Annotated in this window: 22 protein-coding genes; 9 read left to right on the plus strand and 13 right to left on the minus strand. The window is 56.6% G+C overall.

Annotated elements, in window-relative coordinates; translation table 11 throughout:
* Window position 1 precedes the first annotated feature (1 nt).
* On the minus strand, window positions 2-1,345 hold the full coding sequence (gene dddP / locus ACR0ER_RS04900; protein WP_480767965.1) for a dimethylsulfonioproprionate lyase DddP: 1,344 nt from the start codon (window positions 1,343-1,345) through the stop codon (window positions 2-4).
* Between the two features lie 123 nt (window positions 1,346-1,468).
* Between dddP and ACR0ER_RS04905 the strand changes: the two genes are divergently transcribed.
* On the plus strand, window positions 1,469-2,209 hold the full coding sequence (locus tag ACR0ER_RS04905) for a heme-dependent oxidative N-demethylase family protein (protein WP_480767966.1): 741 nt from the start codon (window positions 1,469-1,471) through the stop codon (window positions 2,207-2,209).
* Between the two features lie 36 nt (window positions 2,210-2,245).
* Here the strand turns inward: ACR0ER_RS04905 and ACR0ER_RS04910 are convergent, their stop codons facing one another.
* From ACR0ER_RS04910 to ACR0ER_RS04930, 5 genes are all read right to left on the minus strand, one after another.
* Window positions 2,246-3,160 (minus strand): hypothetical protein, encoded by a 915-nt coding sequence (locus ACR0ER_RS04910; protein ID WP_480767967.1) that lies wholly within the window; start codon window positions 3,158-3,160, stop codon window positions 2,246-2,248.
* Between the two features lie 199 nt (window positions 3,161-3,359).
* The gene (locus tag ACR0ER_RS04915; protein WP_480767968.1) at window positions 3,360-4,148 is read right to left on the minus strand and encodes a lytic murein transglycosylase; all 789 of its coding nucleotides are present in this window, start codon (window positions 4,146-4,148) and stop codon (window positions 3,360-3,362) included.
* Window positions 4,149-4,212: 64 nt separating this feature from the next.
* Window positions 4,213-4,857, minus strand: coding sequence for an MSMEG_1061 family FMN-dependent PPOX-type flavoprotein (locus ACR0ER_RS04920; protein WP_480767969.1), 645 nt, complete (start codon window positions 4,855-4,857; stop codon window positions 4,213-4,215).
* Window positions 4,858-4,959: 102 nt separating this feature from the next.
* Window positions 4,960-6,366, minus strand: a complete 1,407-nt coding sequence (glnA, locus tag ACR0ER_RS04925; RefSeq protein ID WP_480767970.1) for a type I glutamate--ammonia ligase — start codon at window positions 6,364-6,366, stop codon at window positions 4,960-4,962.
* Window positions 6,367-6,396: 30 nt separating this feature from the next.
* Window positions 6,397-6,735, minus strand: a complete 339-nt coding sequence (locus ACR0ER_RS04930; RefSeq protein WP_039529866.1) for a P-II family nitrogen regulator — start codon at window positions 6,733-6,735, stop codon at window positions 6,397-6,399.
* A 169-nt stretch (window positions 6,736-6,904) separates the two neighbouring features.
* Here ACR0ER_RS04930 and ACR0ER_RS04935 point away from each other — a divergent pair, with 169 nt between their 5' ends.
* The 3 genes from ACR0ER_RS04935 to tig all read left to right on the plus strand — a co-directional run bounded on the left by ACR0ER_RS04935 (window position 6,905) and on the right by tig (window position 11,391).
* On the plus strand, window positions 6,905-8,449 hold the full coding sequence (locus ACR0ER_RS04935; RefSeq protein WP_480768022.1) for an NAD(P)H-hydrate dehydratase: 1,545 nt from the start codon (window positions 6,905-6,907) through the stop codon (window positions 8,447-8,449).
* A 303-nt stretch (window positions 8,450-8,752) separates the two neighbouring features.
* On the plus strand, window positions 8,753-9,877 hold the full coding sequence (locus ACR0ER_RS04940; RefSeq protein WP_480767971.1) for a porin: 1,125 nt from the start codon (window positions 8,753-8,755) through the stop codon (window positions 9,875-9,877).
* A gap of 182 nt (window positions 9,878-10,059) precedes the next feature.
* Entirely contained in the window at window positions 10,060-11,391 is a 1,332-nt protein-coding gene (gene tig, locus ACR0ER_RS04945) for a trigger factor (protein ID WP_480767972.1), read from the plus strand.
* 97 nt (window positions 11,392-11,488) lie between these two features.
* On the opposite strand, the gene ACR0ER_RS04950 is transcribed toward tig, so the two are convergent.
* The 6 genes from ACR0ER_RS04950 to rpsF form a co-directional block, all read right to left on the minus strand.
* On the minus strand, window positions 11,489-12,337 hold the full coding sequence (locus tag ACR0ER_RS04950; RefSeq protein WP_480767973.1) for an acyl-homoserine-lactone synthase: 849 nt from the start codon (window positions 12,335-12,337) through the stop codon (window positions 11,489-11,491).
* A 98-nt stretch (window positions 12,338-12,435) separates the two neighbouring features.
* Window positions 12,436-13,137, minus strand: coding sequence for a helix-turn-helix transcriptional regulator (locus ACR0ER_RS04955; protein ID WP_170329223.1), 702 nt, complete (start codon window positions 13,135-13,137; stop codon window positions 12,436-12,438).
* Window positions 13,138-13,374: 237 nt separating this feature from the next.
* Window positions 13,375-13,851 (minus strand): transglycosylase SLT domain-containing protein, encoded by a 477-nt coding sequence (locus tag ACR0ER_RS04960; RefSeq protein ID WP_480767974.1) that lies wholly within the window; start codon window positions 13,849-13,851, stop codon window positions 13,375-13,377.
* Between the two features lie 153 nt (window positions 13,852-14,004).
* Entirely contained in the window at window positions 14,005-14,625 is a 621-nt protein-coding gene (gene rplI / locus ACR0ER_RS04965) for a 50S ribosomal protein L9 (RefSeq protein WP_480767975.1), read from the minus strand.
* Window positions 14,626-14,637: 12 nt separating this feature from the next.
* Window positions 14,638-14,865 carry a 30S ribosomal protein S18 gene (gene rpsR / locus ACR0ER_RS04970; RefSeq protein WP_005608650.1) on the minus strand — a complete coding sequence of 76 codons (228 nt, stop codon included), beginning with the start codon at window positions 14,863-14,865 and terminating at the stop codon, window positions 14,638-14,640.
* Window positions 14,866-14,892: 27 nt separating this feature from the next.
* On the minus strand, window positions 14,893-15,246 hold the full coding sequence (gene rpsF / locus ACR0ER_RS04975) for a 30S ribosomal protein S6 (protein WP_170325294.1): 354 nt from the start codon (window positions 15,244-15,246) through the stop codon (window positions 14,893-14,895).
* Between the two features lie 283 nt (window positions 15,247-15,529).
* On the opposite strand from rpsF, the gene ACR0ER_RS04980 reads away from it, so the two are divergent.
* Window positions 15,530-16,048, plus strand: a complete 519-nt coding sequence (locus ACR0ER_RS04980; protein WP_480767976.1) for a hypothetical protein — start codon at window positions 15,530-15,532, stop codon at window positions 16,046-16,048.
* Window positions 16,049-16,174: 126 nt separating this feature from the next.
* The gene (locus ACR0ER_RS04985) at window positions 16,175-16,747 is read left to right on the plus strand and encodes a YceI family protein (RefSeq protein WP_170329219.1); all 573 of its coding nucleotides are present in this window, start codon (window positions 16,175-16,177) and stop codon (window positions 16,745-16,747) included.
* 54 nt (window positions 16,748-16,801) lie between these two features.
* Here ACR0ER_RS04985 and ACR0ER_RS04990 read toward each other — a convergent pair whose 3' ends face one another.
* A complete protein-coding gene (locus tag ACR0ER_RS04990; protein ID WP_480767977.1) occupies window positions 16,802-18,028 on the minus strand; it encodes a cytochrome b/b6 domain-containing protein in 1,227 nt (408 codons plus the stop codon).
* 170 nt (window positions 18,029-18,198) lie between these two features.
* On the opposite strand from ACR0ER_RS04990, the gene fabD reads away from it, so the two are divergent.
* From fabD to ACR0ER_RS05005, 3 genes are all read left to right on the plus strand, one after another.
* Complete coding sequence (gene fabD, locus ACR0ER_RS04995) at window positions 18,199-19,137, plus strand: ACP S-malonyltransferase (RefSeq protein WP_480767978.1); 939 nt, start codon at window positions 18,199-18,201, stop codon at window positions 19,135-19,137.
* A gap of 41 nt (window positions 19,138-19,178) precedes the next feature.
* Window positions 19,179-19,916, plus strand: coding sequence for a 3-oxoacyl-[acyl-carrier-protein] reductase (gene fabG / locus ACR0ER_RS05000; RefSeq protein ID WP_480767979.1), 738 nt, complete (start codon window positions 19,179-19,181; stop codon window positions 19,914-19,916).
* 209 nt (window positions 19,917-20,125) lie between these two features.
* On the plus strand, window positions 20,126-20,359 hold the full coding sequence (locus ACR0ER_RS05005; RefSeq protein WP_008756330.1) for an acyl carrier protein: 234 nt from the start codon (window positions 20,126-20,128) through the stop codon (window positions 20,357-20,359).
* Window positions 20,360-20,389: the final 30 nt, after the last annotated feature.

Below are 20,389 nucleotides of genomic sequence, written 5' to 3' on the forward strand. Positions count from 1 at the left end.
CTTAAACCTGTCCCATCAACTGCGGGTCAAATGGATAAGTGGTCAGGTTCTCATACCCGTCCTCGGTGATCAGAACCTGATCTTCGAGCTTGATCGAGAAGTCGCCGCCAACTTCTCCGACGGCGGCTTCGACACACAGAACCATTCCGGGCTCAAGCGGATAGTCGTAAGAGCCCGCAACCGCCTTGTCCGGATAGGCGACCAGGGGCCATTCATCACAAAGCCCAACGCCATGCATCAGGCAGCCGTATTTCTGCGCCTGAAACTTGTCGTCCAGCTTATGTGAATTGGCGGTCAGTTCGGGGATCATCACGCCGGGTTTCAGCATCTCCATATTGGTCACGATGTGCTCATGCGCGTGCTGCATGGCATAGACCATGTCAGGGCGGGGCTTCTGATCCCCGATCCACCACGTGCGCGAGATGTCGATGCAGATGCCATACGACCCGATCAGATCAGTATCGAAGGCGATGATCTCGTTTTGCTGCGTAATCCGTGGCCCGCATTCCTGAAACCACGGGTTGGTGCGCTGACCCGAGGCCAGCAGGCGAGTCTCGATCCATTCACCGCCGCGCCGGATGTTCTCGGCGTGTAGAATGGCCCAAATGTCATCTTCCGAGGTTTTGCCATCGCCCACATTGGCGCGTGCAAATTTCTCCATCTTGGCCACGGCGGTTTCGCAGGCATGGCTGGCGCAGCGCATGGCCAGAATCTCATCCGGACCCTTGATAGCGCGGGTCTTCTCGGTGACCTCTTCACCCTCCATGATCTCGAATCCCTGCGCCTCCAACGCGCGCAGCCCGTGCAGCATGATCTTGTCAACGGCCAGACGTTTGTTGCCGCCACCATGTTCTTCGATCAGCTGACGTACCTCGTTCGAGAACACATCCGCCGCCACGTCCACCTTGTCGCCACGGTCGAAATAAAACAGATCGGCACCGGATCTCTGTTCGCGCACCAGCGGGTTGAATTTCGACAGGAAGGGTGAGTTCTTATAGTCCCAGATTACCATGTATCCATCGGCGCACAGCAACACGGCGCGGAACGGGTTATGGGTATTCCACAGCTGCATGTTGGTGCTGTCGGTGGCGTAACGGATGTTGAGCGGATCAAACATCAAAAGCCCGCCATAACCCCGGTCAACGATCGCTTTGGTCAGACGTTTCCACCGGAATTCCCGCATCCGCGCCAGATCGGGCAGGGCAAGGCCGGCAGCCTCCCATTCCGCAAAAGCCAGTTGCGTCGGGCCGATCTCGATCCGATCAAGATCGTTTGGCGTGCCATCACCCAAGGTTGCACCCTTGCTCGGGTCGATCTTGCGGCTGTCGCGGTAATGCTGGTTCATGGTGGGCCTCCCTGCCTGATTATTGAGCATGAGGAAACATCTCTGCGACGTCTTGGAGATTTGCGACCGTATGCCCGTCGCTTTTTGACCGACAACCCGAGGCACAGATGGTAGGTCGATGTCATGACGATCCTACAGACCTCAATCCCTTATGACCCGCTAACCCCACGCCCTTTACCGGGAATCCAACCGGCAAGCATGGATGACTGGCTGCATTGCGATGATGCGTTTGCCGGTCAGATGCAGCGGCGCGAGGCGCTTTTACAGGAGCAGCGATCGGACGTTCTGGCAATGGACCCCGAGGCTGAACCTGCAGCGCAGGAACTTTTGGATCTTGTCCTGAAGCACGTCTATCCGGACGGTTCCGATCAGGTCACCCGGCCGGACGGGCAGGTCGTTGAAATCGATCGCACACGCCCGCTGGATACGCTGTGCCGCCTTGTGCAGGAAGACTTCTGCATCCTGCAAAAACACGGGGACGAACACGTCCTGACCGGTGCCATTCTGTGTTTTCCCGCCAGTTGGTGCCTGTCGGAAAAGTTCATGCGACCTTTGATAGACATCCACATCCCGGTGTCCGGTTATGACGCCAATATCGCCCGCCGGGTGCAACGCTTGTTCGACGGGATACAGCCGGGGCGGCCACTCTGGCGATTCAACGCATTGTGGTACGAGGACGCCGAACTGCACCAACCTCGCAGCGCCAATGACCGACGCGAGGTTAGCACGCTGGGGGCTGAACGGTTTTTGCGCAGCGAACGCCAAACACTGTTGCGCCTGCCGCAAACACGAGCGGTGGTCTTTTCGATCCATACCTATGTTCTGGAGGCTCCGTACCTGCAAAAAATGGAAAACCCCGCCTGACGGCGGGGCCTCCATGGAGGGTATTTAGTTTATTTTCTACATGCCCAACGCATTGGCTACACCAGCGAATGCACCGCTTGTGCTGAGAGCGGAGATTGCCAAAGTGTAAGCCAAAACCTGAGTGTTCAGGCGAAAGTCTTCGCCCTTGATCAGGTTTACTGCGGCCACAGAGGCCGCGATGGGTACCGACACACTGGCCACAGCCCCGGTCAATCCCCAACTTGTCAGTCGAAGGATGTCACTGGGCTTTTCGTGGTCGAGGGGGGGCGTGTCCTTGTTCCCATCATTAGACTGCTCGATGGTTTCCGTCCGAAAAGCGATGCTAAGCAACTGTTCATCAGACAGCTGGATTGGCCGGGCTGCTTGTGCCAGCGCCTCTTTTTGCGGCTTATCCAGAACTTCTTCGCCAGATACGTTCAGCCCTGCGAACGGGCCTGTCACTGCCTCGAAAATTTGTTTTCTGTTTCGTGATTTGGAGGGAGCCAACGTGTCAAACGCGCTCATGAATTGTTCCACGGTCAGAACGGTATTGGGTGAAAGCCACTCGACACGTTGCGTCGCGCAGATATCGACCATCCGGTATAGAATGACCACCAGCATGAGTTCAGAAATCTCGCTGTCATCCAATAGGGGAGACACCGGTGAAACGGTGATCGTCAACCTGTTCTTCGGTAGAGTCACGATCGGTCTGCGTGCCGTTTTCAGCCCTGCCGCGCGATCAAGCCGTTCGAACCGGTCATCAACGCCGACAACTTGAGTGTCGAGGGTAAGGCGAACCAGATACTGGCTGGATACTATGCTGGCATCAGTTTCACCCAGTATGCTTTTACGCTCAACCAAGTGTCCGTAATCTTCCAGGGTCGTAGCCACGATGCTGCCAAAGCGTTCAAGCGCGCCGCCGGTGTCACCGTCGAATTGAAGGCCGCCGTGATAGTTGTGCTTCGCAGTCACCACTTTTTCCTTTGTCGTACCCTGTGTTGGGAATCAGGTTAACAACGGAGTTGGGGCAGATTGGGGCGAAAATGGAAAAAAATCTAAAATCGGAAGGATTGATTACTCTTTGGAAACCTAGGCATTTTAGGGGCCGATAAACGTCTGTGGCAACAATGTGGCCGTTTTGAGGTGGGTAATCGTTGAAAAGTGGCGCGTATTAACCGTCGATTCGGGCGGCCATGATCGCGATGGATTGCTGATAGACCGTGGCCGCATTCCATTCCTGAATCACCCTGAAATTGGGTTGGCCCGGTTGATAGCCGCGCCCCGGTTTCCACCCTTTTTGACGCAGGAAATTGGCAGTTGAGGCAAGCGCGTCGGTCATATTGTAGAAATCCACCCGACCGTCGCCGGTGGCATCTACGCCATAGACCAACGCATTGCCGGGAAGGAACTGAGTGTGCCCCAATTCGCCGTGCTTCGCGCCTTTGGTGCCGGTCGTAATGCTGCCTTGATCGACCAGTTTCAGCGCGCCTATGGCATGGGGGATGAAGAACTCGGATCGGCGACAATCATACGCCAGTGTCGTGATTGCGGAAACAACCTGACTGTCGCCCATGAAATTCCCAAATCCGGTTTCCATTCCATGGATGGCAATCAGCACACCGCTGGGGACACCGTATTGGCGTTCCAGCGCGGCGTAAAATTGCGGGTTGCGCGCTTTTCGTTTGCGCCCTTGTGCTACGATGGTATCGGCGCCGCGAACCCGCATGAATTTGTCCAGCGAGTATTTAAAGCTTTTCTGATTGCGGTCTGCGGCAATGGTGCGCGTCGCATATTGGGTTTGTGCCAGAGCCTGCAGACCCTTCTTTTTTACACCTGCGCGCTTGGCCTGTTTCGCGAAATCTTGTTTCCAGGCCTCAAAGCCGCTGCTGGTGTTACCGCAGGGGGCGGCCGTGGCAAGCGTCGGTAGTGACAGGGCAAAAATCAAAGTTAATCGAAGCATCAGTGAAATCCGGTCAAGAAAGCTGAGACTAAGCGTAAGCGGCAATTCGCAATACTCAAAGGGTTTAATACAAGTCCAACTCGCCGGTGCTTTTTAGGGTTTCAAACCATTCGTCAGGAGTTTTGTCGATTTTGGCGTGCTTGACCATCATCGCGTTCATATTCGGCAGGTTCGACGAGTCCGGCCATTTTTCCGGCTGCCACAGGTTCGAACGGATGACGCATTTGGGGCAATGGGCAAACACGGTTTCTACATGGATCAGCAGAGCCAGCTTGGGCGCGTGGTCATTCACCACCATTCCGTTCAACAACTCAGAATCGGCGCAGATTCGGGCAGTGCCGCGAATGCGCAGTGTTTCCATTTTGCCGGGGACGAAGAAGATCAGGCTGACGCGCGGGTCTAGAAGAACATTATGAAACGTGTCCACCCGCTTGTTGCCGGGGCGGTCAGGAATTGCCATCAGCGTATCCGAAATCACCTGAACAAAACATGCTGGGTCACCCCGTGGGGAAACATCCAAATGCCCTCCCGGATTCGCGGATGCAATCAGGCAAAACGGCGAGGCCGCGATGAAGTCTCGGCACATCCGGTCCAGCCCAGTCAGTTCCTTGGCGATGATCTGGGGCAGGGGGGCACCGGTGATGCCCTCTAACTCCTCAGTCGAAGTCACAAAGTCCGAATATTGCGAGAAAGGATCATCGTTTGACATGTGTTCTCTCCTGACCGGGGTAACCGCAAGTTTGAAAGAACAAGGCAAACGAAACAAGGGCGCCCGATTGGACGCCCTTGCAGATGTAAACCCAAATCCGGATTAGCAGCTGTAGTACATGCCGTATTCTACCGGGTGCGGGGTGTGCTCGTAGGTTTCTACCTCTTCCATCTTCAGTGCGATGTAGCCATCGATCTGGTCTTTGGTGAACACGTCGCCCTGCAGCAGGAAGTCGTGATCGGATGCCAGAGCTTCCAGGGCTTCACGGAGCGAGCCGCAGACGGTCGGGATATCGGCCAGTTCTTCGGCAGGCAGATCGTACAGGTTCTTGTCCATGGCTTCGCCCGGATCGATCTTGTTCTTGATGCCGTCCAGACCGGCCATCAGCAGAGCGGCAAACGCCAGGTAGGGGTTTGCGGCCGGATCGGGGAAGCGAGCCTCGACGCGCTTGGCTTTCGGGCTTTCGGTCCACGGAATACGGACACAACCCGAACGGTTGCGGGCCGAATAGGCGCGCAGTACAGGTGCTTCGAAGCCCGGGATCAGACGCTTGTAGCTGTTGGTCGACGGGTTGGTGAAGGCGTTCAGGGTCTTGGCGTGTTTCAGGATACCACCGATGAAGTACAGCGCTTCGTCCGAAAGATCGGCGTATTTGTCGCCAGCGAACAGAGGCTTGCCATCTTTCCAGATCGACATGTTCACGTGCATACCGGTGCCGTTGTCACCTGCGATCGGTTTCGGCATGAACGTGGCCGATTTACCGTAGGCGTGTGCGACGTTGTGGATGACGTACTTGTACTTCTGCAGCTCATCGGCCTGTTTGGTCAGGCTGTCGAAGATCAGGCCCAGCTCGTGCTGACAGGACGCAACCTCGTGGTGGTGCTTGTCAACTTTCATGCCCAGACGCTTCATGGTCGACAGCATTTCCGAACGCAGATCTTGCGCTTCGTCAACGGGGTTCACAGGGAAGTAGCCGCCCTTAACGCCCGGACGGTGGCCCATGTTGCCCATCTCGTACTCGGTGTCGGTGTTCCACGACGCGTCGGTTGCATCAACTTCGTAGGATACCTTGTTGATGCTGTTCGAGAAACGGACGTCGTCAAACAGGAAGAATTCAGCTTCGGGGCCCATGTAGGCAACGTCGCCGATACCCGAGGATTTCAGGTACGCTTCAGCTTTCTGAGCGGTGCCGCGCGGGTCACGTTCGTATGCTTCGCCGGTGTCGGGCTCAACGATCGAGCAGTGGATGCAAATGGTTTTTTCCGCGTAGAACGGATCGACATATGCGCTTTCGGTGTCGGGCATCAGTTTCATGTCCGATGCTTCGATCGACTTCCAGCCCGCGATGGACGAACCGTCGAACATGAAGCCTTCTTCCAGGAAGTCCTCGTCAACTTGATCGGCCATGATGGTCACATGCTGCAGCTTGCCGCGTGGGTCGGTAAAGCGGATGTCGACGTAATCAGCGCCTTCGTCCTGGATCAGCTTAAGAACTGCGTCCTTGCTCATACTCTCTATTCCTCTACTTGGAGTGTTCGATTACAGCGCTTCCGAGCCGGTTTCACCGGTTCGGATGCGAATGGCTTGCTCAACAGGCGAGACAAAGATTTTGCCGTCGCCAATCTTGTCGGTCTTGGCGGCCGAGACGATTGCCTCGATGGCGGAGTCGACCTGATCGTCGTCCAGTACGACCTCGACCTTTACCTTGGGCAGAAAGTCGACCACGTATTCCGCACCGCGATAGAGTTCGGTGTGACCCTTCTGGCGGCCAAAACCCTTGACCTCGATCACGCTGAGACCCTGGACACCCACGTCCTGCAGCGCCTCTTTCACTTCGTCCAGTTTGAACGGTTTGATGATCGCTTCGATCTTCTTCATCCCGGGCTCCCTATAACACTTGTCAGGTTGGCACTGATCACGTCTATGATCAGTCGGCAATCTGATTGCGAAAATGGCCGCGCCCTTGTGGTGAGAAATTAAGCGGTGGGTGAAATTTTGGTCAACTTGCACAAAAAGTAATCAGAATTGAATCGCCGAGGGATTGATGATGATTGAATTACTGACAGCCGCGCAAATGCGGGCCATCGAACAGGCCGCGATTGAGTCTGGTGAGGTGACCGGACTGGAGTTGATGGAACGGGCCGGGCGGGGCGTTGTCGAGGCGATTTTTGAAGAGTGGCCGGAACTGGTAAAATACTCTGGTCGGGCAGTGGTTTTGTGCGGGCCGGGGAACAATGGCGGCGACGGATTTGTTGTCGCGCGGCTGTTGCGCGAGCAGGGCTGGGAGGTGGAAGTTCTTCTGTATTGCGACCCCGAGAAGCTGCCGGTCGATGCGCATACGAACTATGAGCGCTGGTGCGAGTTGGGTGCAGTCGGCGATCTTCGAACCAAAGGTTCGCTTTCAAAAACTGTAGAACCGGACCTATTCATTGACGCCGTTTTTGGAACCGGGCTGGCCCGCCGTATTGAAGGAGAGCTTGCGCAAGTTTTGCAGTCGTTTGATGACCTAATTGAAGCAAAGGGGATCAAAGTTGTCGCCATCGATGCTCCGTCTGGGCTTTGTTCAGATAGTGGCAAGTCGCTTGGTGTGTTCGCGGTCGCTGACCTGACAGTTGCGTTTCACCGGGCTAAGCGGGGTCATTATTTAGACCGCGGACCAAATCAATCGGGTCGGCTGGTCGTGAAGTCAATTGGAATAAACGAAGTTTGGAATGAGAAGGCAGATGGCGCGATCTTAGGTTTGGTTGAGGGCGGGCCAAAACGATTCCGAAAACTACCTCAGACTCACAAGTATTCACACGGCCACGCCCTGGTCTTTTCCGGCGGGCCGGCCAAAACCGGGGCCGCGAGGCTGGCGGCGCGCGGGGCTTTGCGCATAGGGGCGGGGTTGGTGACTTTGGCGGTGCCTCCGGCGGCTCAGATGGAGGTTGCGGCGCAGGTGACCGCGATCATGTTGCAGCGGGTTGAGGGGGCAGAAGGCCTGACCGACGTGCTGAAGGATGAGCGGTTGAATGCTCTGTGTCTCGGTCCAGGGTTGGGCATAGAGCGTGCGCAGGAGTTGGTGCCGGCTGCCTTAAAGGCCAAACGTGCGACGGTTCTGGACGCCGATGCGCTGACAGCGTTTGCGGATGATCCGGCAGCTTTATTCTCTCAACTCCACGAAAGCTGTGTTTTGACGCCTCATGGCGGAGAGTTCTCGCGACTGTTCCCGGATATCGCCGAGAAGCTGGCGGAAACACCAACCAAAGGCCCGGCCTATTCCAAGGTGGATGCGACCCGTGAGGCCGCAAAACGGGCAGGCTGCGTGGTGCTGTTCAAAGGGCCGGACACTGTGATCGCCGCGCCGAATGGGCGTTGTTCAATCAGCGCGGCCTTTTACGAACGCGCGGCCCCTTGGCTCGCAACTGCCGGATCGGGCGATGTGCTGGCGGGGTTTAGCACCGGTCTACTGGCGCGCGGGTTCGATCCGAAGCAGGCGGCGGAAACGGCGGCCTGGCTGCATGTGGAATGCGCGCATACATTTGGTCCGGGGTTGATCGCGGAAGACCTGCCCGAGCAGCTGCCTAAGGTTTTTAAAGAACTGAATATTTGATTTCGTGAGCGATATTTAGCCGATGCACCCTGCCTTCGGCGGCAATTGGCCGATGGGGTTGCGGCATGGTCAAAGCGAGTGTTTGCCAGACGCATGGTCGAACGTCAAAATTCTCTTGGAGAGGGTCTCCGGCTGCGGCGTTGTCGCAGTTAACATTTTGAATGTAATGGGAATTAAATCCGGATTTCGCGATCTGAGTGGCAGGCGTGCAATACTGTAAAAGTATCGCTGCTGGCCGCTGGTACGTAAGTAAAAACTGCGCGATGAAGGACATCGGGAGCCGGAATTTTCAAGGTGAATGAAATGACGCAGAAACTAAAACTGTCCTCAATAGCTGCCGTGCTGGCTGCGACAACGGCAATTCCTGCCGCGGCTGAATTGAAATACGAAAACAACAGTGGTGGATATGTGCTGCTGTACGGCCAACTCGATCCGGTGGTCGTGTCGGTTGACGACGGCGAAGAAACAGAGACCCGTTTGCTGGACAACGACCTGTCCAACAGCCGCGTCGGCCTGCGGCTGATGCAGCCTTATGGAAGCAACGAGTTCATGTTCCGTTTTGAAACCGGGCTGGGTCTGCCGAGCACCGGAACGGCCAACCAGGATGGCACCAATACCAGCGGTTGGAGCCGTGAAGACATCCGGCATGTCGATTTCTCGCTGAAGGGTGGATACGGTAAATTCTCGGCCGGTCAGGGTAGCATGGCCTCGGACGGGGCCGCCGAGGTAGATCTGTCTTATGTTGGAACAGCTCTGTACTCTTTCACCAACGATGAAAACGGTGCTTTCTTTTATCGAGGGGCTGATGGCGTCCTGAGCGATATCACCGTGGGCGACTCGTCCAGCAACTTTGACGGCGCACGTCGCGGGCGCATCCGCTATGACACCCCCGATTTCAACGGGTTCTCGGCTGCCATTGCCTATGGTCAGAACATCCTGTCCAGCAGCGACGACGATGACTACTACGATATCGCTCTCAACTACGGCAACACATTCGCCAATGGGGTAGAGTTCGCGGCAAGCGTTGCATATGCAGTGCGCGATTTCGACGATACCTCGGGCGAGCGTAAGGACACGATCGGGTCCGCTTCGGTTCTGCTGCCCAGCGGTTTCAGTTTTACAGCTGCCTTGGGTACGCGTGACGACACGTCCACAGGGGCCAGCGATCCGGATTACTGGTACACCAAGCTGGCCTATGAAGGCGACTGGGTGTCCTGGGGTAAAACCGGCGTCGGTATCGATTACTTTGACGGCTCGGATTTTGAAAACCAAGGGTCCAGCACCAAATCCTGGGGTATTGCGGTGGTTCAGCGGATCGACAGCATCAACACCGATGCCTACCTGAAATACCGCAACCATGATTTCGACGACACGGTCAATTTCGACAAAAACGAAGCGTGGGTTTTGGGCGCTCTCTGGAAGTTCTGATCCGGCCCACCTGATGAATAAGCGCCCCGGTTCTTTCCGGGGCGTTTTTTGTTCAAATCAGCGGCAAAACAAGACCAATCCGAGCTTTGCCCCCTTGCGCGTGGGCTGCTGGGCAAATAGAAGGCGTCAAATTTGCCCGGCGCGCCGTTTTGCGCGCCCCGAATCCTATGGGGACTACCATAATGCAGGTTACCGAGACGCTGAACGAAGGTCTGAAACGCGGCTACAACATCGTTGTGACCGCAGCCGAGCTGGACGATAAGGTCAATGAAAAACTGACCGAAGCGCAGCCCGAAGTCGAGATGAAGGGCTTCCGCAAAGGCAAGGTGCCGATGGCACTGCTGAAAAAGCAGTTTGGCCAACGCCTGCTGGGCGAAGCGATGCAGGAAAGCATCGATGGCGCCATGAACCAGCACTTCGAAGACAGCGGTGACCGTCCTGCGTTGCAGCCGCAGGTCAAGATGACCAACGAAGACTGGAAAGAAGGTGACGACGTCCACGTCGAGATGTCCTACGAGGCGCTGCCTGCAATTCCAGAAGTTGATCTGAAATCGATCGAGCTGGAAAAGCTGGTTGTCAAAGCGGATGACGCGGCCGTTGAAGAGGCGCTGAACAACCTGGCCGAAACGGCGCAGGACTTTAAAGCTCGCCGCAAGGGTTCCAAAGCGAAAGATGGCGATCAGGTTGTGATCGACTTCGTCGGTAAAGTGGATGGTGAAGAGTTCGAAGGCGGTTCCGCCGAAGACTACCCGCTGGTACTGGGCTCCAACAGCTTCATCCCCGGCTTCGAAGAGCAGCTGGTTGGCGTGAAAGCCGAGGAAGAAAAAGACGTCAACGTCAAGTTCCCCGAGGAATACGGCGCAGAGCATCTGGCCGGTAAAGACGCCGTCTTCACTTGCACCGTGAAAGAGGTGAAAGAGCCCGTCGCTGCAGAGATCAACGATGAGCTGGCAACTAAATTTGGTGCCGAGGATCTGGCTGGCCTTAAGGCCCAGATCGCCGAGCGTCTGGAAGCCGAATATGCCGGTGCCTCCCGCGCAGTAATGAAGCGTGGTCTGTTGGACGTGTTGGACGAGAAAACTTCGTTCGATCTGCCGCCGTCGCTGGTTAAAGCCGAAGCCAAGCAGATTGCACACCAGCTTTGGCACGAGGAGAACCCGGAAGTGGAAGGTCACGACCACGCCGAGATCGAACCCACCGACGAGCACAACAAGCTGGCTGAACGCCGCGTGCGTCTGGGCCTGTTGCTGGCCGAGCTGGGCCAGAAAGCCGAGGTTGAAGTCTCTGATGCCGAGATGACCCAGGCGATCATGAACCAGGCGCGTCAGTACCCGGGTCAAGAGCGTCAGTTCTTTGAGTTCGTGCAGCAGAACGCTCAGATGCAACAGCAGCTGCGTGCGCCGATCTTCGAAGACAAGGTCATCGATTACATTGTCGAACTGGCTCAGGTTGCCGACAAAGAAGTCAGCAAAGACGACCTGCAGAAAGCCGTTGAGGCACTGGAAGAGGAGTAATCCACTTCCGCCCATCCTCAAGTGGGCAAAAAAAAGCGGAGCCGTCTGTTTATCAGACGGCTCCGGTGGGTGGCTTTTGTACTATGAGGTGAGGGGGTCAGGCCTCATGAGCAAAAGCACGGGGGGTACTTAGCAGAGCTGTCTTCTGCTCTGGCGTGAAGCGGTCCGATAGCGCCTCGATCAATTTCAGAATAGCGTTGACTTCTTCTTGCGTTCTCGCCGAATGCATCTGTTCGACAAAGTACTTTTCAAGCTCGGTCAGCGGCTGATGATCGACATTCGCCGGGGGTAGGGTTTTGCTGTGAGCAAACAGCTCCAGCGCTTGTTCCTCGGTCAGAAAGACATCATGTTCGATGCCCGCATAGTCACGGATCCCCGAAATACGTTCATCTGAGCAATCCATCATCGCGGCCATCGCGACCACCTTACCCATAGGTTTGGCGTTGCCGAGATAGTCATAAGGTGCGTTACCCGAACGCTGGAGTACGCGGTTCATAACCGGATCGATCACAGCGATTGAGTCAAGTACACCAGCGGTCTTTGCGTATTCGAACGAGCCGATCATGACTTCGCTGGTGACATAAGAAACTGAGTTTTTGCCACGCCCGCGACCAAGTTTCTTGGTGTCGACACAGAACCGTGTCGCTTCCCAAACCTGTGAGCTGCGCAGAGGCGGTTCTCCGTCCAGAATCGAATGGAACACGTCCGCCAACATGTGTGGTCCTGTGGTCTGCAACAGGCGCATACATCCAACAACGTCCCCCTCGTCGTTGATGCTGACCACGTGTGCAGGATTTAGGTCATCGAACATGTCGCGCTCGCGACCGTCTACGATGTTGACCTCCCAGCCCAAGCGGTCCCCGAATACGCGGGCCCGCAATTTGAACATTTCGTCCAAGACGTCTTTGAATTTGTGTTGGTTGATACCATCAATGACGATGATCATTTCCATCCCCCTACAGTCTGGTTACCGTGATTCAACAGTTAACCAACTTGTGACCAGAAACTATTGGGGATTTCCCGTATTTTTTTGATTTTTTTTGCCTAGCCAGGGGCAATTAGGCCTAAACCAATGGCTCTGCCAATGGCCTGCGGGGTGGTTAATGCGCCCAGTTTTTCGCGACCCGAACGCATGTGAACTTCTACGGTCCGATGAGAAATGGACAGAATGTCACCGATATCCTGTTGGGACTTACCTTCGGCCACCCACTGAAGGATTTCTTTTTCTCGCGTGGAGAGGGCTGGAAGGTACAGGGCTTTGGCAAGGACGCCGGATTGCATGACTGTGTCATGCGCCTGAACGGCTGCCATCTGCAGATCGCCCATCACACGTTTCTTCAGGTTTTCCCACTCATGGTCCGAGCAGTCGCGCGTCACGCTGAGGATCCCGCATTCTCCGTAGGGGCCGCGAACGGGCACCGTCAAACCTCGTGGGGTTATCCCAAAGTCATGGGCGTCGCGGAAAACAGCGTTGAATTTCTCATCGTGATTAAAGCGGCTCCAATCGACCGGTGCGATGCTAAGAACGGACTGATAGATCGTCGGATCGAAGTGGTGGTAACCGTGGCTGCCGTAGTGAATCTTCCACTCGTCCGGGTAATTTGCATACCCTTGGACGTCACCTTTCACAGGATTCATGGTGGCATAAGACGCATAGTCAAAGCCAAGTTCCTCGCAGACCGAGTTAATAATGTCAGCGGTCGACTTCTCTTGATGGTCGAGCGCAGCCAAGTCTATGAGTTTCACCTGTCCAACCTTTGTTCGGCACTCCTCATCCCCTAAAGTGCCAAGTCCGTCTTTACTCCAGTATACGTTGCGTCAATTGGCGCGTCGGGCGCAAGGGAATAGTTCATATCGAACAAACATAATGCGTGCTTCGCGCAACAGAATATTACGAATCCGCCCCAAAAGGGCGAACTACGATCCATTTTGACGCTATTTCGCGTCGGATGTCCATATTTTTAACTGAAGTTGCGCGGAGGGTCACTGGGGCACAAGTCCTGTTTCAACCAACATACCTCTCGCTTTAGCCTCTGGGTAATACCCCTTGGCATACAGAAAAATCGCCCGTTTCTGATCGCCGTCCGAAAGCAACCACGCACCGCGCAGGTACTTGCCGGCATATTCAAGATTGGTATCCGCATCCAGCAAACCCTGTGCATTTCCAGAATAGCCCATTGAGCGCGCTGTCGCCGGCAGGATCTGCAGCAAGCCGTAGTAGGGGCGGTTCACGGCCCAGGGCCGATGCGTGCTTTCCCGGATCGCCAGCTTGTGCACCAACTCGCGCGGTACCTCGTAGTGGTCCGCCCAGTGGTTGATTGATGCGCGCAGCTCGGGCGTTTCGTTGGGGTAGAGCGGGGGATCGAACGTGTCCTGCGTCGGCGTGTCTGGCCCGCCACAGGCGGCGAAAGGGGCAATCAGCAAAATGGCTAAGACGCTGCGGTGCAAGAAAGATGTCATCCGTGTACTCCGAAATTTAGGGCACGATGATATGAAACGGGACGTGCTGCGCAAGAGTAGGTATTTCATCTGGCTGAATTTTGCCCGATGGGCGTGTGCATAAAAAAAGGCCGCGCAAAACGCGCAGCCCTTCCAATTATTATTTCAGCCGTTTCAGGCTTTGGCTTCGTCTTCTTCAGCCGGAGCTTCTTCAGCAACCAGGTCTTCGTCGTCGGAAGCGGCGGAACCGATGTCGTCGAACAGTTCGGCGATCTCGAATTCAGCAGCGGCTTCTTCTTCCGCGGCCAGTTCCTGGATCGATTTGCCCGACGCCTGCAGTTCGGCTTCTTCTTCCGAACGGGCGACGTTCATCTTGATCTCAACTTCGACCTCGGGGTGCAGCTTGACTTCCAGCGAGTGCAGACCCAGTTCCTTGATCGGAGCGATCAGGGCGATCTGTTTCTTGTCGACAGTGAAACCAGCTTCGGTTGCAGCGTCTGCGGCGTCACGCGGGGTGACCGAGCCGTACAGAGCACCGGCATCCGATGCCGAGCGAATCACGATGAACTGCTGACCGTCCAGCTTTTCAGCCAGTGCTTCAGCTTCTTTCTTGGTTTCCAGGTTGCGGGCCTCAAGCTGCGCTTTCTGGGCTTCGAACGACGCGATGTTGGCGTCCGATGCACTCAGGGCTTTGCCTTGGGGCAGCAGGAAGTTGCGGGCGTAGCCGGGCTTGACGTCAACGACGTCGCCCATCTGACCCAGTTTCGCAACGCGTTCCAGCAGGATAACTTGCATGTCAGTCTCTCCTTACTTCACGGCGTAGGGCAGCAGGGCGAGGAAGCGGGCGCGTTTGATAGCACGGGCCAGTTCACGCTGCTTTTTCGCCGAAACGGCGGTGATGCGCGAGGGTACGATCTTGCCGCGCTCAGAGATGTAGCGCTGCAGCAGACGGGTGTCTTTATAGTCGATTTTCGGCGCGTTCTCACCCGAGAACGGGCAGACCTTGCGGCGGCGGAAAAATGGTTTTGCGGCCATGGTTTATGTCCTTTCGTCAGGCGTTGATCAGCGGCGCTCGCGGCGGCCTTCGCGCTCATCGCGCTTCTGCATCTGGACCGAGGGGCCCTCGGCATGCTCGTCGACCTTGATGGTCAGAACGCGCATGACGTCTTCGTGCAGGCGCATCAGGCGCTCCATTTCCTGAACGGCGCCAGCAGGGGCGTCTGTCTTCAGGAAGGCATAGTGGCCTTTGCGGTTTTTGTTGATCTTGTAGGCCATCGTCTTGACGCCCCAGTACTCGCTTTCGACGACGTTGCCGCCGTTGTCAGCCAGAACGGTGCCGAAATGTTCGACGAGGCTTTCTGCCTGCGCGTTGGACAGGTCCTGACGCGCGATCATTACATGCTCATACAGTGGCATGTGCACTCCTGTTTCTATCAAGGCGCATTTCATAGGCGGGGCCATCTGGTCCTTCGCGACCCTGCCACGAGAGGCTGCGCGATTCATGTGATTAGCGAAGGATGGCCCGATATACACGTTTGAGCGTGAGGGGCAAGCCCCGCCGCACATGCCTTTGTGAAGTCGTGCTAATTCCATTGCGCCGCCTAATTCCTGACGCTTTTCGGCTTGAAGTTATTTTCCATACCAAGGGTTATCCGGAAAGACGGGACCCAAGACTAACCTGAAGAACAGGGTGATAGATATGAGTGCGATCAATACGAATTCAGTTGAACAGGCCCCAAACGCCGCGATCTATGAGAAATCTGTACCCGTTCTGATTGCTTTCTCGCCGAACTGGAAGGTTCGAATGGTTCTTGCCCGCCTCGTGGGCGCTTTTCTGGTCGTAATGGCGTTTTCTATGTGGTTGATGCCTGGTTCCGCGCTGGCTGCCGAGGTCTGGCCAATCAAGCTGGCCGCGTCGCTGTTGTTCCTGTTGGTTGGCGTCAGCCTGCTAACGATCCAGACCCTCGATGCCCGCCCTGATGCCTATTTCGATCCAATCCGCCGCGAGGTTCGGGTGCTGCAAAAGAATGAAAACGGACGGCCGCAAACTGTTCTTCGTCGCAGCTATGACACACTGGGTGGCGCGCGCTTTGCGGACGATCAGGTCGAGCTGTTCGACGTCGATGGGAGCCTTCTGATGAAACTGCCGCTGCAATCGGCGGATGTCAGCCGGGCGCTCAAAGGCCAATTGAGCGGAAGTGTAACAATCTTCGCTTGATTTTTATTCTGTTCATCTAGGAACAGAAACTGTGAGAGAATATGACTTGTGTGCTGCCCTTGGGCAGCACATTTTCGTTACCGAGCAACCCAAATGGTTTGCATCCACAAAATTGCGGAGATTGTTATGAAATCCACCCTTCTTGCTGCTGCACTGGCCGTTTCGGCGACCTCGGCGTTTGCAAGCGCCGAGAAATACACTCTGGACCCCAGCCACAGCCAGGTGGTCTTCAGCTATAACCACCTTGGTTTCTCAACCACAACCGGCATGTTCTCGGGCTTTGAAGGCGAAATCATGTTCGATCAGGAAGACCCCGCCGCATCCAGCGTTTCCGTTTCGATGCCCGTCATCGAGATGTTCACCGGCTGGAAGCCGCGCGAAGATCACTTCATGACCGAGGATTTCTTTGGTGTGGCCGAAGGCGACATGATCACGTTTACTTCGACCGGTATCGAGGTCACCGGCGAGGGCACCGCCAACATCACCGGCGATCTGACCATGAACGGTGTGACTAAATCAGTGGTTCTGGACGCCAAGCTCAATCAAGTTGCTGACCACCCGATGGCGAACAAGCCCTGGGCGGGTTTCGATGCGACAACCACGCTGGTACGCAGCGAATTCAATCTGGGCCAATTCGCACCATTCGTCAGTGACGAAGTCGAAGTCCGGATTTCGGTCGAGGCGCAGAAAGCTGAATAAGTCAGATTCGATCCTTTGAAATGAAGCCGCCGGGGTGTTGCCCCGGCGGTTTTTTTAGCTCTGTCGCTCGGCCGTCAAATTGACTGAGACAACGACCCCATATCCTAATGATTCCTCGGTCGGCTGAGAGGTGCCAACGCTGAAATCCAAACGGTTCAGTTCCAGGTCACCGGTCATCGTGGCGGTTTTCTCCTGCAGGTCGAGGGTAAACGGCAGCACGACGTCCACCGATTTGTCGCGGATAGTCAGTGGGCCTCGCGCTTCATACCCGGTGTCTGTCTTGAAGATGTCGGCTTTGAACTGGGCGGTTGGGAACTGGGCGCTGTCAAAGAAATCGGTGGCCATGGCTTGATCCGTTACGGTGCCCAGACTTAGTGATGCGATAGCAATCGTCACGCCTACCGTTCCAGCCAGCCCCGGCTCTGCCGGGTCTTCAAAGGCGATTGCGGCGGTCCAGTCTGCGAATTGGCCGGTCACCGGGCTGCCCAACTGGGTGATTGTGATGGACAAGTCACCTTCCTGCACCTGCCAGTCCGACTGCACCTCCGTCAGTTCGGCGGTGTCGGTCGCCGCGGCGGAGTGGTCTGAGAAGATGCCGATGGACCAACCTCCGACCAGAACAGCAACCCAGACCGCCATTGCCGCGGCAGCAGGGATCAGTGAATGATGCTGAGCAGGAGGCTCGGGCGCGTCCGATTGACCGGGCAACATGCGGCGCAGGGTGCTGTCCTTGTCGACGACGTGGTGCTTGAGGGCTCCGGCGATGTGCAGGACCAGCGACCCAGCCAGAACCCAGATGAACAGCCAGTGCAAGCCGGACGTGACCTCGGAAAGAAAGGGCGACTTGGGTACGAAGGGCAGGTTTTGCCCAAAGGGCCACAGGATCGGCGCGAACCCTTCCGAGGCAGCGTGATGCAGCCAACCGCTCAGCGGCACCAGAACCAGCGAGGCATAGAGCATCCAGTGAACGGTTTCGGCGGCGAAGGCTTCGGGTTTGTTCTCGGCGTTCAGTAACCCCGGCTTGGTCTGCGTCACCGCCCACAGGATGCGAGCAAGGGCGACAAAGAAAACAGTGATACCTACGGTCTTGTGCAACGAGAACAGGCGGGTCGCCCGGGCGATATCGTCCTCGGTGGTCGGGATCGAGGGGTCATAGATCGCGTGGGCCAGATCATTGGCGATCCATCCCAGCGGCAGCGCCGTGAATATCAGCAGGGCGGTCAGCCAGTGGAACGTCTTTGTCACGCTGCCGTAGCTGGAAAATGTGTTGGTCGAGGGCATTGGTTGCTCCGGGGTGATATGACTGGGCTCAACCTAAAGCCATGGGATCAGGACTCAATAGCGGGATGCGCACATCAAAAGTGCCACAGTGCAGAGGTCAGGCAATGCTTGTGCCGCGTCCGCACTCGGTTTACACCCGCCCGCAACCTAACGTCATCCAAGAGGTCGCAATGACACGCGCATTCGTTTTTCCGGGGCAGGGTGCCCAAACCATCGGGATGGGCAAGGCTCTGGCCGAGGCTTACCCGGCTTCTCAGGCTGTATTCGATGAGGTCGACGAGGCGCTGGGCGAAAAGCTGAGCAACCTGATCTGGGAAGGTGAAATCGCGGACCTGACTCTAACGCAGAATGCGCAGCCGGCTCTGATGGCAACCTCGATCGCTGCGATGCGCGCACTGGAGGCCGAGGGCGTTTCGGTGACAGATGCTGCCTTCGTCGCTGGTCACTCGCTGGGCGAATATTCGGCTTTGGCCGCTGCTGGTGCTTTGTCGGTTGCAGATACGGCTCGTCTGCTGCGCACCCGCGGTCAGGCGATGCAAAGCGCCGTGCCGGTGGGCGACGGCGCAATGGCTGCAATTCTCGGCCTTGATCTGGATGCTGTCCGCGCTGTGGCCGAAGAGGCTGCGCAAGGTGAGGTTTGCCAGGCCGCAAATGACAATGACCCGACGCAGGTTGTGGTTTCGGGCGCCAAGGCCGCCGTTGAACGCGCGGCTGAAATCGCCAAGGAAAAGGGCGCCAAGCGCGCGGTGATGCTGCCGGTGAGTGCTCCGTTCCATTGTGCGCTGATGCAGCCCGCGGCTGATGTGATGGCCGAAGCGCTGGCCGCCGTTGAAATCAAGGCACCTGCCGTGCCACTGGTGGCTAATGTCCGCGCCGAAGCGGTTACCGACCCGGATCTGATCCGTCAGCTGCTGGTTGAGCAGGTCACCGGATCGGTCCGCTGGCGTGAAAGTGTTCAGTACATGGCAGCGCAGGGCGTGACCGAAACATGGGAGATCGGCGCAGGCAAGGCGCTGTCGGGTATGATCCGCAAGATCAACCGTGACATCGCAGGCAAGGCCGTTGGCACGCCGGAAGACGTGCAAAAGGTCACTCAGGCCGAATCATAAGTTGAAAACGTCCTGTTAGGACGCACCAAGAGGGAAACCGAATGTTTGATTTGACAGGTAAGAATGCGCTGATCACCGGCGCTTCGGGTGGTATCGGGGGCGATATCGCGCGCGCTCTGCACGCAGCGGGGGCCACTGTCGGGCTGTCTGGTACGCGGGTCGAGCCTCTGCAGGCGCTGGCGGATGAGCTGGGCGAGCGCGCCCATGTTCTTCCCTGCAACCTGAGTGATCCCGAAGCCGTTGCGGCGCTGCCGAAGCAGGCGGCGGATGCGATGGGATCGGTCGACATTCTGGTCAACAACGCGGGCATCACGCGGGACAACCTGTTCATGCGTATGTCGGATGATGAATGGCAGAGCGTGATCGACGTAAACCTGACCGCCACTGCCAAGCTGTGCAAAGGCGTTCTGCGCGGCATGATGAAGGCGCGCTGGGGCCGGATCATCAACATCTCTTCGGTGGTAGGCGCGACCGGTAACCCCGGTCAGGTCAACTATGCCGCGTCCAAGGCGGGTATGGTTGGTATGACCAAGTCGCTGGCCTACGAGGTTGCAAGCCGCGGAATCACTGCTAACGCGGTGGCTCCGGGGTTCATCACCACTGCGATGACCGACAAGCTGACTGACGATCAGAAATCCGGTATCTTGACGCAGGTTCCAGCCGGTCGCATGGGCGAGCCGTCGGAAATTGCTGCGGCAGTTCTGTACCTTGCCAGCCCCGAAGCGGGTTATGTCACAGGAACGACCTTGCATGTGAACGGCGGCATGGCCATGTTGTGATCGCAGGCGAGGCGGGCGCGAAAGCGTTTGCCTCGGGCGTTGTCTGTGCTATAGGCGGCGCATGTATGCAGGGGTCGACCAAACGGTCGGCCTTCTACTTTCCCGGTAATTCGGGGACCCAAACCGCCCGAACCGGGCAAATCAAAGCCAGCCTGAGCGGGCAAGGGCTGAACCGGGCTTTACGCCCTGAAATGGAATGAGGAATAGACATGAGCGACGTCGCAGATCGCGTTAAAAAGATTGTTGTTGAGCACCTGGGTGTTGAAGAAGACAAAGTAGCCGAGAACGCTTCGTTCATCGACGATCTGGGCGCAGACAGCCTGGACACCGTTGAACTGGTTATGGCCTTCGAAGAAGAGTTCGGCATCGAAATCCCGGATGACGCAGCCGAAACCATCCAGACTTTTGGCGACGCCGTCAAATTCATCTCCGAAGCATCCTGATCGCTTCGAAATCCTTAAAAAACGGCGCTT

This window comes from Ruegeria sp. CH8 (assembly GCF_056536985.1).

Coding starts and splice junctions, on each gene's coding strand:
- rpsR (WP_005608650.1), bottom strand. CDS start 14,865: ATGGCCGCAAAACCATTTTTCCGCCGCCGCAAGGTCTGCCCGTTCTCG.
- ACR0ER_RS04935 (WP_480768022.1), top strand. CDS start 6,905: ATGATTGAATTACTGACAGCCGCGCAAATGCGGGCCATCGAACAGGCC.
- ACR0ER_RS04905 (WP_480767966.1), top strand. CDS start 1,469: ATGACGATCCTACAGACCTCAATCCCTTATGACCCGCTAACCCCACGC.
- glnA (WP_480767970.1), bottom strand. CDS start 6,366: ATGAGCAAGGACGCAGTTCTTAAGCTGATCCAGGACGAAGGCGCTGAT.
- rpsF (WP_170325294.1), bottom strand. CDS start 15,246: ATGCCACTGTATGAGCATGTAATGATCGCGCGTCAGGACCTGTCCAAC.
- ACR0ER_RS04950 (WP_480767973.1), bottom strand. CDS start 12,337: ATGATCATCGTCATTGATGGTATCAACCAACACAAATTCAAAGACGTC.
- tig (WP_480767972.1), top strand. CDS start 10,060: ATGCAGGTTACCGAGACGCTGAACGAAGGTCTGAAACGCGGCTACAAC.
- fabG (WP_480767979.1), top strand. CDS start 19,179: ATGTTTGATTTGACAGGTAAGAATGCGCTGATCACCGGCGCTTCGGGT.
- fabD (WP_480767978.1), top strand. CDS start 18,199: ATGACACGCGCATTCGTTTTTCCGGGGCAGGGTGCCCAAACCATCGGG.
- ACR0ER_RS04940 (WP_480767971.1), top strand. CDS start 8,753: ATGACGCAGAAACTAAAACTGTCCTCAATAGCTGCCGTGCTGGCTGCG.
- ACR0ER_RS04990 (WP_480767977.1), bottom strand. CDS start 18,028: ATGCCCTCGACCAACACATTTTCCAGCTACGGCAGCGTGACAAAGACG.
- ACR0ER_RS04960 (WP_480767974.1), bottom strand. CDS start 13,851: ATGACATCTTTCTTGCACCGCAGCGTCTTAGCCATTTTGCTGATTGCC.
- ACR0ER_RS04930 (WP_039529866.1), bottom strand. CDS start 6,735: ATGAAGAAGATCGAAGCGATCATCAAACCGTTCAAACTGGACGAAGTG.
- ACR0ER_RS05005 (WP_008756330.1), top strand. CDS start 20,126: ATGAGCGACGTCGCAGATCGCGTTAAAAAGATTGTTGTTGAGCACCTG.
- ACR0ER_RS04920 (WP_480767969.1), bottom strand. CDS start 4,857: ATGTCAAACGATGATCCTTTCTCGCAATATTCGGACTTTGTGACTTCG.
- ACR0ER_RS04985 (WP_170329219.1), top strand. CDS start 16,175: ATGAAATCCACCCTTCTTGCTGCTGCACTGGCCGTTTCGGCGACCTCG.
- ACR0ER_RS04980 (WP_480767976.1), top strand. CDS start 15,530: ATGAGTGCGATCAATACGAATTCAGTTGAACAGGCCCCAAACGCCGCG.
- rplI (WP_480767975.1), bottom strand. CDS start 14,625: ATGCAAGTTATCCTGCTGGAACGCGTTGCGAAACTGGGTCAGATGGGC.
- ACR0ER_RS04915 (WP_480767968.1), bottom strand. CDS start 4,148: ATGCTTCGATTAACTTTGATTTTTGCCCTGTCACTACCGACGCTTGCC.
- dddP (WP_480767965.1), bottom strand. CDS start 1,345: ATGAACCAGCATTACCGCGACAGCCGCAAGATCGACCCGAGCAAGGGT.